Source organism: Microbacterium sp. Bi121 (assembly GCF_918698005.1).
GTDB lineage: Bacteria > Actinomycetota > Actinomycetes > Actinomycetales > Microbacteriaceae > Microbacterium.
Genome location: NZ_CAKKLJ010000011.1, coordinates 29,549 through 44,643 on the forward strand (window position 1 = coordinate 29,549; position 15,095 = coordinate 44,643).

General features: G+C 68.9%; 13 protein-coding genes. 7 read left to right on the forward strand and 6 right to left on the reverse strand.

Going from position 1 to position 15,095, the window contains the following annotated elements; translation table 11 throughout:
* Positions 1-2: 2 nt before the first annotated feature.
* The gene (locus tag LQZ87_RS14260) at positions 3-1,313 is read right to left on the reverse strand and encodes a UDP-glucose/GDP-mannose dehydrogenase family protein (protein ID WP_230104110.1); all 1,311 of its coding nucleotides are present in this window, start codon (positions 1,311-1,313) and stop codon (positions 3-5) included.
* A gap of 115 nt (positions 1,314-1,428) precedes the next feature.
* Positions 1,429-3,177 (reverse strand): DUF4012 domain-containing protein, encoded by a 1,749-nt coding sequence (locus LQZ87_RS14265; protein WP_230104111.1) that lies wholly within the window; start codon positions 3,175-3,177, stop codon positions 1,429-1,431.
* Between the two features lie 442 nt (positions 3,178-3,619).
* On the opposite strand from LQZ87_RS14265, the gene LQZ87_RS14270 reads away from it, so the two are divergent.
* Positions 3,620-3,940, forward strand: a complete 321-nt coding sequence (locus tag LQZ87_RS14270; protein WP_230104122.1) for a response regulator — start codon at positions 3,620-3,622, stop codon at positions 3,938-3,940.
* Between the two features lie 27 nt (positions 3,941-3,967).
* On the opposite strand, the gene LQZ87_RS14275 is transcribed toward LQZ87_RS14270, so the two are convergent.
* From LQZ87_RS14275 to LQZ87_RS14285, 3 genes are read right to left on the reverse strand one after another with little or no spacing between them, the layout of a single operon-like run.
* The gene (locus tag LQZ87_RS14275; protein WP_230104112.1) at positions 3,968-4,693 is read right to left on the reverse strand and encodes an aquaporin; all 726 of its coding nucleotides are present in this window, start codon (positions 4,691-4,693) and stop codon (positions 3,968-3,970) included.
* On the reverse strand, positions 4,690-5,103 hold the full coding sequence (locus LQZ87_RS14280; RefSeq protein WP_230104113.1) for an arsenate reductase ArsC: 414 nt from the start codon (positions 5,101-5,103) through the stop codon (positions 4,690-4,692). Before LQZ87_RS14280 ends, LQZ87_RS14275 begins: the two co-directional genes overlap by 4 nt.
* A gap of 21 nt (positions 5,104-5,124) precedes the next feature.
* Positions 5,125-6,042, reverse strand: a complete 918-nt coding sequence (locus LQZ87_RS14285; protein ID WP_230104114.1) for a metalloregulator ArsR/SmtB family transcription factor — start codon at positions 6,040-6,042, stop codon at positions 5,125-5,127.
* A 115-nt stretch (positions 6,043-6,157) separates the two neighbouring features.
* On the opposite strand from LQZ87_RS14285, the gene LQZ87_RS14290 reads away from it, so the two are divergent.
* Both LQZ87_RS14290 and LQZ87_RS14295 read left to right on the forward strand, forming a co-directional pair.
* On the forward strand, positions 6,158-8,203 hold the full coding sequence (locus LQZ87_RS14290; protein ID WP_230104123.1) for a heavy metal translocating P-type ATPase: 2,046 nt from the start codon (positions 6,158-6,160) through the stop codon (positions 8,201-8,203).
* A complete protein-coding gene (locus tag LQZ87_RS14295; protein ID WP_230104115.1) occupies positions 8,200-8,640 on the forward strand; it encodes a hypothetical protein in 441 nt (146 codons plus the stop codon). The genes LQZ87_RS14290 and LQZ87_RS14295 overlap by 4 nt, the downstream gene beginning before the upstream one ends.
* Positions 8,641-8,755: 115 nt before the next feature.
* Here the strand turns inward: LQZ87_RS14295 and LQZ87_RS14300 are convergent, their stop codons facing one another.
* Positions 8,756-9,697: a Ppx/GppA phosphatase family protein gene (locus LQZ87_RS14300; RefSeq protein ID WP_230104116.1), complete on the reverse strand. Its 942-nt coding sequence runs from the start codon at positions 9,695-9,697 to the stop codon at positions 8,756-8,758.
* Between the two features lie 121 nt (positions 9,698-9,818).
* Here LQZ87_RS14300 and LQZ87_RS14305 point away from each other — a divergent pair, with 121 nt between their 5' ends.
* The 4 genes from LQZ87_RS14305 (at position 9,819) to glmS (ending at position 15,076) form a co-directional block, all read left to right on the forward strand.
* Positions 9,819-10,853 (forward strand): hypothetical protein, encoded by a 1,035-nt coding sequence (locus LQZ87_RS14305; protein WP_230104117.1) that lies wholly within the window; start codon positions 9,819-9,821, stop codon positions 10,851-10,853.
* 58 nt (positions 10,854-10,911) lie between these two features.
* The gene (gene coaA, locus LQZ87_RS14310) at positions 10,912-11,865 is read left to right on the forward strand and encodes a type I pantothenate kinase (protein ID WP_230104118.1); all 954 of its coding nucleotides are present in this window, start codon (positions 10,912-10,914) and stop codon (positions 11,863-11,865) included.
* A 107-nt stretch (positions 11,866-11,972) separates the two neighbouring features.
* Positions 11,973-13,184, forward strand: coding sequence for an L-2-hydroxyglutarate oxidase (lhgO, locus tag LQZ87_RS14315; RefSeq protein WP_230104119.1), 1,212 nt, complete (start codon positions 11,973-11,975; stop codon positions 13,182-13,184).
* Positions 13,185-13,234: 50 nt separating this feature from the next.
* The gene (glmS, locus tag LQZ87_RS14320) at positions 13,235-15,076 is read left to right on the forward strand and encodes a glutamine--fructose-6-phosphate transaminase (isomerizing) (RefSeq protein WP_230104120.1); all 1,842 of its coding nucleotides are present in this window, start codon (positions 13,235-13,237) and stop codon (positions 15,074-15,076) included.
* Positions 15,077-15,095 lie beyond the last annotated feature (19 nt).

Sequence of the window (15,095 nt, forward strand, 5' to 3'; positions counted from 1 at the left end):
GACTACGGGCGCCCCATGCCGTAGTAGCTCCATCCGGCGGCGCGCCAAGCCGCGGCATCCAGGCCGTTGCGTCCGTCCACGACGACGCGTCCGTGCGTCAGCGTGCTGACGTGTTCCGGCGACATCTCGCGCCGGTACTCGTCCCACTCGGTGACGAGCACGACGGCATCCGCGTCGCGAAGCGCGGTGTCGCGGTCGACCTCGTACGCGAGTTGCGGGTGCAGCCGCCGGGCGTTGTCGATCGCCTGCGGGTCGGTGACGACGATCTCGGCGCCGAGGCCGTTCAAGCGGACCGCCACGTCGAGGGCGGGGGAGTCGCGCACGTCGTCGCTGTGCGGTTTGAAGGCCGCGCCGAGCACCGCGATCTTCTTGCCGAACACCGAGCCGCCGAGGCCATCGACCACCAGCTCCACCGCGCGGTCGCGGCGGCGCATGTTGATCGCATCCACCTCGCGGAGGAAGTTCACCGACTCGCCCCGCCCGAGCTCTTCGGCACGGGCGGCGAACGCGCGGATGTCCTTCGGCAGGCATCCGCCGCCGAATCCGATGCCGGCACCGAGGAACCGCCGTCCGATGCGCACGTCATGCCCGATCGCGTCTGCGAGCAGCGTGACGTCGGCGCCGGTCACCTCGGCGATCTCGGCCATCGCGTTGATGAACGAGATCTTGGTCGCGAGGAACGCGTTCGCCGAGACCTTCACGAGCTCGGCGGTGGCGTAGTCGGTGACGATGAACGGCGTGCCCTTGGCGACGGCCGGCGCGTACACCTCTCGGAGGATCTCGGCGGCGCGCTCGCCGCCCGGCCCCTCGTGGACGCCGGCGACGAGACGATCGGGATCGATCGTGTCCTGCACGGCCCAGCCCTCGCGGAGGAACTCGGGATTCCAGACGAGCGTCGCGCCCGCAGCATCCACCTTCGGGGCGAGCGTCGCCGCCGTGCCCACCGGCACCGTCGACTTGCCTGCGACGATGTCGCCCGCGCGCAGGTGCGGGATGAGGGCGTCGAACGCCTCGTTCACGTAGGTGAGGTCGGCGGCATGACCGCTCTGCTGCTGCGGGGTGCCGACCCCGATGAAGTGCACGGCCGCGCCCTCGGCCGCGGCGATGTCCGTGGTGAACCGCAAACGGCCGGCAGCGACGCCCTCGGAGAGGATCTCGTGCAGCCCCGGCTCGAAGAACGGCGCCTCTCCCCGCGACAGCGCGTCGATCTTGCGCTGGTCGATGTCGATCCCCACGACATCGTGGCCGATGGATGCCATGGCCGCGGCGTGCACCGCACCCAGGTACCCGCATCCGATCACTGAAAGCTGCATCGCTGTTCCTTCCCAAGGAGAACGCTGGCCCCATCATCGGCCGTCTGGATGATTCCGAGAGGACGCCTGTCGTCCGCCCAATGAACAATGGGCGAAGACGCGGCGTCGAGACCGATCACGGCTCGCACCCCTCGGCCGTCAGCTCGACGCCGACCGGCCGCACCATGGGCGTGTGCTGCAATTCGAGCGGGCCGTACTCGCCCTCGGCGCCGGTGAACGTCGCCGCGACCGTGTGGGTCTGCGTGGGCGCGTTCTCCACCGCGATCTTCACGGCGCCGCGTCCGAGATGCTCGGCCACTGTGCCGCGCACGGGCTCGCCGTCGACCGTCGCGCCCGTGAACGTGGACCCCACTGGGCCGTAGAAGACGAGGTACGTGGCGACGTGGCCGCGATGGAAGTACCGAGGCGGATCCACGGACTGCGACAGCGCAGGGACCTCCTTGCGCGTGATCGTGTTCGTCAGCGTCGCCGTCGTCGTGAAGACCGGACTCTCGGGTGCGGTGCACTGGGTGGATGCCGCGGCGACATCGAGCTGCATGAAGTAGTCCATCTTCGCCGCCGTGAAGTCGTTCGCGTAGACCCCGACGAGCGTCCTGTTCTCGTTCGAGTCAGGGAGGCGCCCCGAGAGCTTCGAGTCGCCGACGAGCTTCGCCTCCTCCTCAGTCGCAGGCGAGTACAGCAGCCGGCTCTCGTCGACCGCGTGCGTGAGGCTCTCGAACAGCGCCCGCGGCACGGCTCCTCCCGACACCACGGCGTCGAAGACCGATCGCGCGGTCGCTGCGAAGAACACGTCCTGCTGCTCCTGATCGAACAGGTTGTAGGCATCGTGCAGCAGCATCTGCACGGCGTTCTCGCTCGTGATCGTGACCGGCTCCCCGGTGCCCGTCGGAACGCTCACCGGCCCCGTTGCCTGCAACAGGTAACTCAGCGCCACGGGGTCGAACGAGATGACGGCATCCACTTGCGTGCCGAACGACTCCGCCCAGTACGCGCGCAGGATGTCGACCGACTCGCTGAAGTCCGGGCTCATCGTGGCATCCATCACCCACCGGCCGACCTTGTCGCCGTACAGCCTCTGCAGTCCCGGATCGAGCGGCACGATCGGTGTCGCCCTGTCGTTGCGGAAGTTCGTGCTCGCCGCCTGCTGCGTGATGCTGAGCTTGCCCTTGTCGGCGGTGACGAGCGCGAACGCCGCCGGGATGCCTCCTGTGCTGCGTGACTCGGCGTTGTTCTGGAACACCAGCAGGTAGTTGCGCGGGGCGTCCGCGCCGAGCGCGGCCGGGAGCACGCCGATGATCTCGCTCGCCCCGCCGAGCAGCGGGCGCACCGCGGTGACGGCTTCCGTCAGCTGGGTCAGGGCGCCGTCGACCTGCGGGATGAGGTCGGCGCGATCGAGCGTTGCGAGATCCGCTGCTGCGGTGTCGAGGGCGGCCGACGCTGCCGCCACCGTCGACTGCATGCCGGCCACGGCCGCGATGTCGACGGCGCCGTCGACGGGGCGCAGCGCGTTGAGATTCAGGTCGTTCGCGGGAGCGATGACCGCGGTGGCCAGATCGTCCGTGACCGCGGATGCCACGCGGATCGCGTGGAGGTCGTCGCCGACGAAAGGCAACCACTCGAGGCTCTTCCACATGCGGTCGTCGGTCTGCGACCGGGCGTCCGACGTCAACGCGGTGAGCTGCGCGATCGTCGCGCTCGCAGCCTCCGTGTCGCCGGACAGGATCTGGTCGCGCACCGTCGATGTCAGCGGCATCACCTGCTCGAGCGACGACTTCGCCTCCATCGCCTGCGCGTACACGCGGTTGCCGACGACCCCGCCGGCGGTACCGATGACGACGAGCGCGAGCACGATGCCCAGCTCCACCCAGACGGCGGTGCGACGCGCACGAGGCTTCGAGCCGGTTCGCTTGCGCGGTTTCCCCCGAGCAATCCATGCAATTGAATGTGAATTGCGCCTACGCGCGGACAGCTCTGACATCTGTCAACCCCTCCCCAGTGGTCGACGACTGGCACCTCCCCAGGTGATCAGTCGACGGGCACAGCGTCCCCAGAACGCCGAATGCTCCGCCAGGCGGAGCGGTGAGCTGCGACCCCACGTCGCGGCTCGAGTGTGCCTGTTCAGAGTGACGCTACCAATTCGACGGCGATTGCGATAGAGCAGGGTGGCGCGAGTCGTACTGCACAGGTGCCGCCGCACTCCCCATCTGCACGCTTCATGTTCTGTCGTCGGCCGTCTGTCCGGCCTGCGCGATACCGTCTTTCATCTGCCATCCGCGGCAAAGCTCGGGCACAATGGGACGGTGTACATGTCAGTCGAAATGATGACGATGCTCATCGGCATCGTCTCGATCCTGCTCGCCTTGGCGGGCGCTTTCGGCTGGATGATTCACCGGATGGATGTTCTCGAGAACCGGCTCGAGGGCAAGCTCGGCGCTCGGATCGACGCGGGCGATGAGCGGCTCGGCGCTCGGATCGACGCTTTGGACGAGAAGCTCGGCGCTCGGATCGACGCTCTGGACGAGAAGCTCGGCGCTCGGATCGACAAGGTCGCTGACGAGCTCGTCGAGGTGAAGATCGCCCTCGCGCGAGTCGAAGGTCCGCCGCGGCACCTGATCACCGCGCGTTGAGTTGCGCGTGACCACCCCTCGACAAGTTCAGGGACCGGTTCGGGCTCGTGGAACGACAGCGCTTCGGCGAGGAAACAGGGCGATCGTGAGGCCGGCGGCGACCGCTCCGCCGAGGATCTGCGCTGCGATGAAGGGCAGGACGGATGCGTGCGCGACGCCGGCGAACGTGTCCGTGAACATGCGGCCGATCGTGACGGCTGGATTCGCGAACGACGTCGAGCTGGTGAACCAGTAGGCGGCGCCGATGTAGCCTCCGACCGCCGTGGCGATCACGGTGATCGACTGGTGCGTCCGGATCAGCCCCGTGATCACGAGAACCAGCCCGGCGGTCGCGACGACCTCGGCGAGGAACGTGGCAGGGGTTGCACGGTCGGTCGTGGACAGGGCGGTCGGCACGGCGAACATCAGGTTCGCGAGAATGGCGCCGCCGATGCCTCCGGCGATCTGTGCGGGGATGTACGCGGCGATCTCGCGCAGCCGCATCCGATCGGGGGCGCGACGTTCGAGGATGGCGATCACCAGCGTCACGACCGGATTGAAGTGCGCGCCGGAGACCGGGGCCAGCAGCACGATGAGCACGCCGAGGCCCATCGCCGTGGCGAGGGCGTTCTCGAGCAGCTGTAGCCCGGTGTCTGCGGACAGCCGTTGCGCGGCGATGCCGGAGCCGACGACGATCGTCACGAGAAGCCCGGTGCCGAGGAACTCGGCGAGACTGCGGCGTGCGAGGCCGCGTCCGCGAGAGTGGCCGCTCACGCGGTGAGTTCGTCGATCAGCGTCTCGACGCGCGCGCGGATGTCATCGCGGATGCGGCGAACGGTCGCGGCATCCTGCCCGGCCGGGTCATCGAGCTGCCAGTCCTCGTAGCGCTTGCCGGGGAAGATCGGGCAGGCGTCACCGCATCCCATCGTGATGACGACGTCCGACTCTTTGACGGCTTCGACGGTCAGCAGCTTGGGGGTGTTGTTCGCGATGTCGATGCCCGCCTCGGCCATGACCTCGACGGCGACGGGGTTGATCTGGTCCTTGGGTTCGGAGCCGGCGGAGAGGACTTCGACGCGATCTCCGGCGATCATCTGCAGGAAACCCGCGGCCATCTGGGAGCGGCCGGCGTTGTGGACGCACACGAACAGGACGGTGGGCTTGGCTGCGGTCTCGGCGCTCATGCCTAAAGCATAGATGAGAGTCTATGTGTTGGCGAGTGCCGGGTTGGCGAGCACCGGGTTCGCAAGCACCGGGTTCGCAAGCAGAGTGCGGACGCGGCGGTCGATGTCGTCGCGGATCTCACGGACGGCGGTCAACGGCCTGCCCACCGGGTCGTCGAGGTCCCAGTCCTCGTAATGCTTGCCGGGCAGCACCGGGCAGGCGTCGCCGCACCCCATCGTGATGATGACGTCCGCCGCCTTCACGGCTTCTTCGGTGAGCGGCTTGGGGAACTCCCCGCCGATGTCGACGCCGATCTCGTCGAGCGCGGCGACGATCACCTGACGCACGTCGGAGGCCGGGGCGGAGCCGGCCGTGCGGACGGTGACGTGGTTCGACAGCTGGCGCAGGATGCCGGCCGCGAGCTGCGAGCGCCCGGCGTTCTGCACGCACACGAAGAGGACCGTTCTGTTCGTCGAGTGCTGCTTCACGCTCGAGCGGTCGTCGAGCCGGTCTGAGGCGAACCGGGCCGTGCGCGAGGCGAGGAGGTGTGTACCGCCGGTCTGCTTCAGCAGGTCGTGGCTCTCCCGAACGCAGCGGGCGACGGTCTGGCGATTGAACGTGCCGCGGTAGCGAGCGGTGAGGTCGTCGATGATGCGATCGAGGTCTGGTTCGGCCGCGGGTTCCGAACTCTGAGGCCCGAGGAGAGCGGACACGCGATGGGCCTGGTCGACGCTGATCGAGTACCAGACCCGTCGCCCGTCTCTCTCGCGGGCGACGACGCCTTCGGAGTGCAGGATGCCCATGTGATGGCTGACTGTCGGCTGGCGCAGTTCCAGCGCCTCGGCGAGTTGTCCGACCAGTGCGCGGCTGCCTTCGGCGTCCCGGATCAGGCGAACGATGCGCGCGCGAGTCGGATCGGCGAGGGCTGTGAGCGCCCCGGCATCCTCGATCTGACTCATAGATGGAAGTCTATCCGGGAGCGTGTGGAATGCTGGAGGCAGCTCACGCCTTATACCCCCTAGGGGTATTCGATCTCGAAATCGAGGAGTCTTGATGAGCCAGCACGAGCACATGATGAGTCACGGTGATCACGAGCACGTCGATCATGAGCAGGGCGGCGCCGAGCACAGTGAGCACGCGGGGCACGGCGGGCATGCGGGTCACGGCGATCATGTCGGGCAGTTCCGGCGGCTGTTCTGGATCATGCTCGTCGTTGCGATTCCTGCGGTCGTGTTCTCGAACGCGTTCGCGATGCTGCTCGGCTATCAACTGCCCTCCGCCTGGGTGATGTGGATCTCTCCGGTGCTCGGCACCGTGATGTACGTCTGGGGCGGAGCGCCGTTCCTCACCGGCGCCGTGCAGGAGCTGCGCTCGCGCGCCCCGGGCATGATGCTGCTCATCGCACTCGCGATCACGGTCGCCTTCTTCGCCTCGTGGGGCGCGACCCTCGGGATGCTGCACCACGAGCTCGAGTTCTGGTGGGAGCTCGCGCTGCTGATCGTGATCATGCTGCTCGGGCACTGGATCGAGATGCGCTCGCTCGCGCAGACCACCTCGGCGCTGGACTCCCTGGCCGCTCTGCTGCCCGATGAGGCCGAGCGCGTCGAGGGGGAGAGCACAGTCACGGTCGCCCCGGCCGAGCTGCGGGTCGGCGACGTCGTGGTGATCCGGCCAGGGGGACGTGCGCCGGCCGATGGGCGCGTGGTGCAGGGAACGGCGAGCATGGATGAGGCCATGATCACCGGAGAGTCCCAGCCGGTGCGCCGCTCGGAGGGCGACCATGTCGTCGCGGGAACCGTAGCGACGGACTCGGGACTTCGGGTCGAGATCACCGCGATCGGCGATGACACGGCGCTCGCCGGCATCCAACGGCTCGTGACCGAGGCGCAGAACTCGAGCTCCCGCGCGCAGCGCATCGCGGATCGCGCAGCCGCCCTGCTGTTCTGGTTCGCGCTCGCCGCCGCTGCGATCACCGCCCTCGTGTGGACGCTGATCGGGATGCCGGATCAGGCCGTGGTGCGGACGATCACCGTGCTCGTCATCGCGTGCCCGCACGCGCTCGGGCTCGCGATCCCGCTGGTGGTGTCGATCGCCACCGAACGTGCCGCGCGCAGCGGCGTGCTGGTGAAGGACCGCCTGGCGCTCGAGAGCATGCGCACCGTCGACACGGTGCTGTTCGACAAGACGGGAACGCTGACGAAGGGTGCTCCTGCGGTCACAGGCATCCACCCCGTGGAAGGGATCGACGGCGATCGGCTCATCGCGCTCGCCGCGAGCGCGGAGGCCGATTCGGAGCATCCGCTGGCGCGCGCGATCGTTCAGGCGGCCGCGCACGTGGCCGTGCCGTCGTCATCGGGGTTCGCATCGTCGCCGGCCGTCGGCGTGCGCGCCACCGTCGACGGCCACCGGGTGCAGGTCGGCGGGCCGCATCTGCTCGAGCAGGAGGGCGTCACCGAGTTGCCCGTCGCCGACGAGTGGCGGGCGGAGGGCGCGATCATCCTGCACGTGCTCGTCGACGGACGGGTGGTCGGAGCGCTGCGGCTCGCCGACGAGGTGCGCAGCGAATCGCGGCAGGCGATCGCCGCACTGCATGCTCGTGGCGTGCAGGTCGTGATGATCACGGGCGACGCCGAAGCCGTGGCCGCGTCGGTGGCGAGCGAACTCGGCATCGACCGGTACTTCGCGGGCGTGCGACCGGAGGACAAGGCCGCCACTGTGAAGCAGCTGCAGGACGAGGGGCGCCGCGTGGCGATGGTCGGCGACGGCGTGAACGACGCGCCGGCTCTGGCGCAGGCGGATGTCGGGGTGGCGATCGGCGCCGGAACCGACGTGGCGATCGCGTCCGCCGGCGTGATCCTCGCGAGCGACGACCCGCGTGCTGTGCTGTCGATCATGGAGCTGTCGCGTGCCAGTTACCGCAAGATGAAGCAGAACCTGTGGTGGGCCGCCGGGTACAACCTCATCTCGGTGCCGCTGGCGGCCGGTGTGCTCGCACCGGTTGGGTTCGTGCTGCCGATGTCGGTCGGCGCGATCCTGATGTCGCTGTCGACGATCGTCGTGGCTCTGAACGCGCAGTGGCTGCGGCGGCTGGACATTCGGCCTGAAAGACTCGCTGCATGAGCGACGCGATGCTGCAGGGCACCTGGCACGTGGTGACGACGAGTCTCAGCATGTGGCAGCGGCGCAGTGAGCCGAGCATCACCTACGCACCGCTGCCGGACGGACGCATCAGCGACACCGTGCTCTCTCGCGGACGCCGGTGCTGGAGCGTCATCGCGGGCATCGACGAGCAGCAGCCAGACGGCTCCTACGTCTGGCGCGGCGTGCAGCCGCTGACCCTGCTGGTGCGCAGCCGCTGGCGCGTACTGCTGCACGATGAGCCGTTCGCGGCGATCCGCTTCGCGCGCACGCCGTTCACTGCGGCGGGCGTCGACGTGCTCGCGCGCGACCCGGCGGCGGATCGGGATGCAGTGGCCGCGGTCGTCGAGCGCCTGAGAGGGGATGCGACAGCCGCGCCCTTCCTCGACAAACTGCGGCCGCCGCTGGGGCGTCGGTAGCTACCCCGCCCCGCGCCGGCCGCACCTCGCCGGGAGGTGTCGCGTTGTGTCGCTATAGGCGCGCGGAGGCGACCGTCGCGACCCCTCCAGGGCGGGCGGTGGAGTGAGCGGCGACTCAGATCCCGGCGCCGCCCCAGTTCATCGACTCGGTGTAGCGCAGCATCACGCCCTCGCGCAGCGCCCACGGCGACACCTCGATCTCGTCGATGTCGAGCATCTTCATCGCCGTGTGCAGCACGACGGCGGCCGCGACGATCTGGAACGTGCGATCCGGCGTGATCCCCGGCAGCTCCTGACGAGCGGATGCCGGAATCCGGGCGAGCCGCGGAATCCACGACTTCAGGCTCGAGCGGGACATCACAGTGCGGTCGAAGCCGAGTCCTGACACCTCGCGACCAGCGAGGTTCGCCAGCGAACGGATGGCCTTGGAGGAGCCCACCAGGTGATCGGGGGAGGGAAGCGCATTGAGCTTCGCGGCCACCGGCGCGAGGACCTCACGGGCGTGCGCGCGCAGCAGTTCGACAGCATCCTCACCCGGCGGGTCATCCGGCAGGAACTGCACGGTCATGCGCCCGGCCCCCAGCGGAACGGATGCCGCGACCTCCGGCAGCTCGTCGCCACCGGCCGCGAACTCGAACGAACCGCCGCCGATGTCGAGGAGCAGGATGCGCCCGGCATCCCACCCGAACCAGCGCCGCACGGCGAGGAAGGTGAGCTCGGCCTCCTGTTCGCCGGTCAGCACCTGCAGCGGCTGGCCGAGCGCGCGCTCGATGCGCGCGATGACCTCGTCGCCGTTGATGGCCTCGCGGACAGCGCTCGTCGCGGTGGCGAGCAGCGTCTCGACTCGTTCTGTCTCGGCGATCCCGCGGGCGCGGGTGACGGCATCCTCGAGGGCTCGAACGCCCTCTTCGCTGATCGCACCCTCCGGGGTGAGGAAGCGCATCAGGCGGACGACGCTGCGGTCGCTCGTCGTCGCGAGCGGTCTTCCGCCCGGGCGGGCGTCCGCCGCGAGCAGGTGGACGGTGTTCGACCCGATGTCGAGGATTCCCAAGCGCACGGACTGAGACTACTCGGGCAGTGGCCAACGTCCGCACCGTCTGCCATGATGACTGCAGATTCGTATGGGGCGGATCCTGATCCGACGACCGAGGTCGGTTCTGCAACGCACTGGGGGCGGCATGCGTGTGATTCTGGGATCAGTCGTTCTGTGGGCGGTCGTCGGAGCGGTCGTGCTGCTGGTCACCGGCGAGCACGTGCGGGGTGAGTGGACGTGGACGGCGGCTCCGATCTGGCGCGACAACGCGGTCGGCTCGTTCGCGATCGGCGTCGCGGCGATCGTGGTCCTGGTGCTGCTGGCGATGCCGTGGGCGCGTGAGATGGACGAATTCCGAACACCGTGGATCGCGGCTTCGAGCGCGGCGGTGGCGCTGCTCGTCGCGCTCGGCGTGTGGAGCGCGTTCGCGCTGTGGGTCGTGAACGCCGAGATACGGCGCGCCGCCGACCCGAGCGGCACGGCGCTCTGGGTCGCCGTGATCTGGTTCATCGGAGCGACGCTGTGGCTCGCGTACTTCGTGTGGGACTACGGCCGCTGGCGGGTGCTCCGCCGGGTGCAGCGCCGCGATCCGACGACGCCGGGGATCCGGAGTTTCGCCGGCCGCATCGTGGCGGCTCCGGGCGAGCGGATGCTGCGCGACCCGATCTACGGAGGTGCCTGCGTCTCGTGGACGGCTGACGGCACGAGCCAGGAGGTGTGGCAGACGAATGTCGGCAAGCACGATGTGAACACCGGATACCTCGAGGACCACTGGGTCACGTCCATGCGAGTGCTGAAGGATCACGCGGGCATCGACGGCGAGGCATCCCCGTTCTACGTGCTGTTCGGCGACGTCTTCGTGTACGTGCGGCCGGACGGCGTGAGCATGCGCGGCCGTCCCGGCGACCAGGCCGTCGTCGGGACCACTCGCGTCGGCCACCACCGACTCGCTCAGCGCGTGCGCGAGCTCGGTCTGAAGTACGTGCGCACCCGGTTGCTCGCCGACGGAGACGGCGTCGTCGCCACGGGCGTGATCGTGTCGGATGCCACGGGCAGACTGATCCTGCAGGCGAAGCCCGTCGGGCGGCGGGTCGCGCTCGTTCCGCGAGCATCCGTGCGGATGGTCGGCCGAGGGTTGGCCGACCGCCGCCATCGACAGGCGCTGCACGCCGGAGGGTGAGTCGCGCCGTGCACGCCGATGGTGCGCGGGCCGATGTGCGGGAGCGTGCGCCGATACGATGGATGCCGTGACCGCCGCTGACCCCACCACGCCACTGTCGCCGTACCGCGAGATCGGACGAGCAGAGTGGGCGCGATTGGCCGCGGGGCTCGACCAGCCGCTCAGCGAGACCGAGGTCGTCGAGCTGCGCGGAATCGGCGACCGGCTCGACCTCACAGAGGTGCGCGAGGTGTACCTGCCGCTGAGCCGCCTGCTCAGCCTGTACGCGACCGCGACCAAGCAGCTGGGCGCGGCGACGAGCTCATTCCTGGATGAAGTCGACGTCACCACGCCGTTCGTGGTCGGCGTCGCAGGCTCTGTCGCGGTCGGCAAGTCGACCATCGCGCGTCTGCTGCGCGAGCTCATGAGCCGCTGGCCGGGCACGCCGCGCGTTGAACTGGTGACGACGGACGGGTTCCTGTACCCGAACGCCGAGCTCGAGCGCCGAGGGCTCATGGATCGCAAGGGGTTCCCCGAATCGTACGACCGGCGCGCGCTGCTGGAGTTCCTCACCGAGGTGAAGTCCGGAGCCCCCGAGGTGCGTGCGCCCTTCTACTCGCACATGCGCTACGACATCGTTCCCGATGCCCGCGTCGTCGTGCGCCGGCCGGACGTCGTGATCGTCGAGGGCCTGAACGTGCTGCAGCCGCCGCCCGCGCCGAACGACGTCGCGGTGAGTGACCTGTTCGACTTCTCGGTGTACGTCGACGCCGACCCCGCCCACATCGAGAAGTGGTACGTGGATCGGTTCCTGGCGCTGCGCCAGGGGGCGTTCAGCAACCCGTCGTCGTACTTCAACGTCTTCGCACACCTCACGGATGCGGAGGCAGAGACGACCGCGCTCGGGTACTGGCGCGACATCAACATGCCGAACCTCATCGAGAACGTGATGCCGACGCGCCACCGCGCGACACTGGTGCTGAACAAGGGCATCGACCACAACGTCGAGAGCGTGCTGCTGCGCAAGCTCTGACCCGTGCGTGGGGCGGTGAGCGAGCCGCAAGGCGAGACGAAACGGGTTGAGCGAGCGAAGCGAGTCGAAACCTGGGCGCAGACCGACCCCGTGAGTATGCTCGCCCCATGGGGAACATGGGGGTTCCGGGCGCTTCGGGAAGCCGGTTCGGCGTCATCGGCGGAGGCATCGTCGGCATCGCACTCGCGCGCGCTCTCGCCCGGCGCGGCGACGAGGTCACGGTGCTCGAGAAGGAGCAGCGGCTCGCCGCGCATCAGACCGGCCACAACTCGGGCGTCGTTCACGCCGGCCTCTACTACGCGCCGGGTTCGCTGAAGGCGACGCTGTGCGCCACCGGCCGCGACCTCTTGCAGGAGTTCTGCCGGCAGAAGGGGCTGCCGTACCGCGAGGTGGGCAAGCTCGTCGTCGCCGTCGACGAGACGGAGATCCCCGCGCTGAATGAGATCGAACGGCGCTCGCGCGCCAACGGCGTGCCCGACCTCGAGCGGATTGACGACATCCGTCGCATCGCCGAACTCGAACCGCACGCTCAGGGGGTGGCGGCCGTGCATTCACCGCACACCGCCGTCGTCGACTACGCCTCGATCACCGAGGCGATGGCGCAGGACGTGCGGGCAGCCGGCGGCAGCATCCTGCTCGGTCATGAGGTCACCGCGATGACGGCCTCGACCGATCGGGTGAAGGTGCGCACGACGGTCTCCGACCACGTGTTCGATCACGTCGTCGTGTGCGCCGGACTGCAGTCCGACGTCGTCGCCCGGTTCGTCGGTGCGGACCCTTCGCCGAAGATCCTGCCCTTCCGCGGAGAATACTGGGCACTGCATCCCGACCGCACCTCGCTCGTTAGCGGCATGATCTATCCGGTGCCCGATCCTCGGTTCCCGTTCCTCGGCGTGCATTTCACCCGCGGCGTCTATGACGACGTCCACGTCGGGCCGAACGCCGTTCCTGCCCTCGCTCGCGAGGGCTACAGCTGGGGCCGCATCTCGATCCGCGACACGTGGGAATCGCTGCGCTGGCCGGGAGCAGCGCCGCTGGCTCGCCAGCACTGGCGCATGGGAATGGACGAGGTCAGCGCCTCGGTGCTCAAGCCGCGCTACTTCCGCAAGGCGCAGCGGTTCATCCCCGAACTGCGGATGTCGGACCTGCGCCGCACCTCGACCGCCGGCGTCCGCGCGCAGGCCTGGGGGAGAGGCGGCGAACTGCTCGACGACTTCGCGATCGACCGGGTGGGCGCTGTCACTCTGGTGCGCAACGCGCCATCGCCGGCGGCGACGAGTTCGCTCGCGATCGCCGAGCACCTGGTGGCGCAGTTGTAGAGCAAGATTGTTCGGAACCCTCGCAAAATCGACCGCTTATTCTTGATCGCATGTGTGGAATCGTCGGATACGTGGGCCCGCGCCCCAGCCAGGACATCCTTATCGCCGGCCTCGCCCGCCTCGAGTACCGCGGGTACGACTCCGCCGGTATCGCCGTCATCGACAGCGACGGACACCTCGGAATGCGCAAGAAGGCCGGCAAGCTGGCCGTGCTGCGCGACTCGCTCAAGGATGCTCCTCTCGGAGAGGGCACCACGGGCATCGGCCACACGCGCTGGGCGACCCACGGTGGCCCGACCGACCTCAACGCGCACCCGCACCTCGCCGATGGCGGCAAGCTCGCCGTCATCCACAACGGCATCATCGAGAACTTCGCCCCGCTCCGCGATGAGCTCATCGCCGAGGGCGTCGAGTTCCTCAGCGAGACCGACACCGAGGTCGCCGCTGCCCTGCTCGGCCGCGAGTACGCGAAGAACCCCGACCTGCAGGCCGCTTTCCAGGCCGTCGTGAACCGTCTCGAGGGCGCGTTCACCCTGCTGGCCACGCACCAGGACCACCCGGGCCTCGTCGTCGGCGCCCGCCGCAACTCGCCGCTGGTGATCGGCCTCGGCGAGGGCGAGAACTTCCTCGGATCCGACGTCGCCGCCTTCGTCGAGCACACGCGCAAGGCGCTCGCGATCGGGCAGGACCAGATCGTCTCGATCACGCCCTCCGAGGTCACCGTCACGGACTTCGCCGGCAACCCGGTCGAGGCCGAGCCGTTCGACGTGTCGTGGGATGCCGCAGCCGCCGAGAAGGGCGGATGGTCGTCGTTCATGGCCAAGGAGGTCGCCGAGCAGCCCGAGGCCGTCGCGAACACGATCCGCGGCCGCGTGCAGGACGGGCAGGTCGTCATTCCCGAGCTCGATGGGCTGGATGACCTCTTCGTCGGCATCAACCGCGTGATCATCACGGCGTGCGGCACAGCATCCTATGCGGCCCTCGTCGGCAAGTACGCGATCGAGCAGTGGGCCCGCGTCGCGACGGACGTCGAGCTCGCGCACGAGTTCCGCTACCGCGACCCGGTGATCGGCGACGACACGCTCGTCATCTCGATCAGCCAGTCCGGCGAGACCATGGACACGCTCATGGCAGTCAAGTACGCCCGCGAGCGCGGCGCCCGCACGCTGTCGATCTGCAACACGCAGGGCGCGACGATTCCGCGCGAGTCGGATGCCGTCGTCTACACCCACGCCGGCCCTGAGGTCGCCGTGGCATCCACCAAGGCGTTCTCGGCGCAGATCACCGCCCTGCTGCTGCTCGGCCTGCACATGGGCCGCGTTCGTTCGGTCCTCACCGACACTTCTGCGGTGGCCGAGCTCGCCTCGCTGCCCGAGAAGATCGCGTCGGTTCTCGAGAAGGAGAACGACCACGTCACCCAGCTCGCGAACTGGATGGCCGACACACGCTCGGTGCTCTTCCTCGGCCGCCACGTCGGATACCCGATCGCCCTCGAGGGTGCGCTGAAGCTCAAGGAGATCTCGTACATCCACGCCGAGGGCTTCGCCGCCGGTGAGCTCAAGCACGGTCCGATCGCGCTCATCGAGCCCGGTCAGCCGGTGTTCGTGATCGTGCCGTCGCCGCGTCACTCGTCGCTGATCCATTCCAAGGTCGTCTCGAACATCCAGGAGATCCGCGCCCGCGGTGCTCGCGTGATCGTCGTGGCCGAAGAGGGGGATGCAGCCGTCCTGCCGTTCGCGGACGAGGTCATCCACATCCCGCTCGCGGGCGCGATGTTCGAGCCCGTGCTCGCGGTCGTTCCGCTGCAGATCTTCGCCATGGCACTCGCCACGGCCAAGGGCCTGGACGTCGACCAGCCCCGCAACCTCGCGAAGTCCGTCACGGTCGAGTAGCCCGTTCCCGGTCGGCCCC

Coding starts and splice junctions, on each gene's coding strand:
- LQZ87_RS14260 (WP_230104110.1), bottom strand. CDS start 1,313: ATGCAGCTTTCAGTGATCGGATGCGGGTACCTGGGTGCGGTGCACGCC.
- LQZ87_RS14270 (WP_230104122.1), top strand. CDS start 3,620: ATGTCAGTCGAAATGATGACGATGCTCATCGGCATCGTCTCGATCCTG.
- LQZ87_RS14280 (WP_230104113.1), bottom strand. CDS start 5,103: ATGAGCGCCGAGACCGCAGCCAAGCCCACCGTCCTGTTCGTGTGCGTC.
- LQZ87_RS14285 (WP_230104114.1), bottom strand. CDS start 6,042: ATGAGTCAGATCGAGGATGCCGGGGCGCTCACAGCCCTCGCCGATCCG.
- LQZ87_RS14290 (WP_230104123.1), top strand. CDS start 6,158: ATGAGTCACGGTGATCACGAGCACGTCGATCATGAGCAGGGCGGCGCC.
- LQZ87_RS14295 (WP_230104115.1), top strand. CDS start 8,200: ATGAGCGACGCGATGCTGCAGGGCACCTGGCACGTGGTGACGACGAGT.
- LQZ87_RS14305 (WP_230104117.1), top strand. CDS start 9,819: ATGCGTGTGATTCTGGGATCAGTCGTTCTGTGGGCGGTCGTCGGAGCG.
- coaA (WP_230104118.1), top strand. CDS start 10,912: ATGGATGCCGTGACCGCCGCTGACCCCACCACGCCACTGTCGCCGTAC.
- lhgO (WP_230104119.1), top strand. CDS start 11,973: ATGGGGAACATGGGGGTTCCGGGCGCTTCGGGAAGCCGGTTCGGCGTC.
- glmS (WP_230104120.1), top strand. CDS start 13,235: ATGTGTGGAATCGTCGGATACGTGGGCCCGCGCCCCAGCCAGGACATC.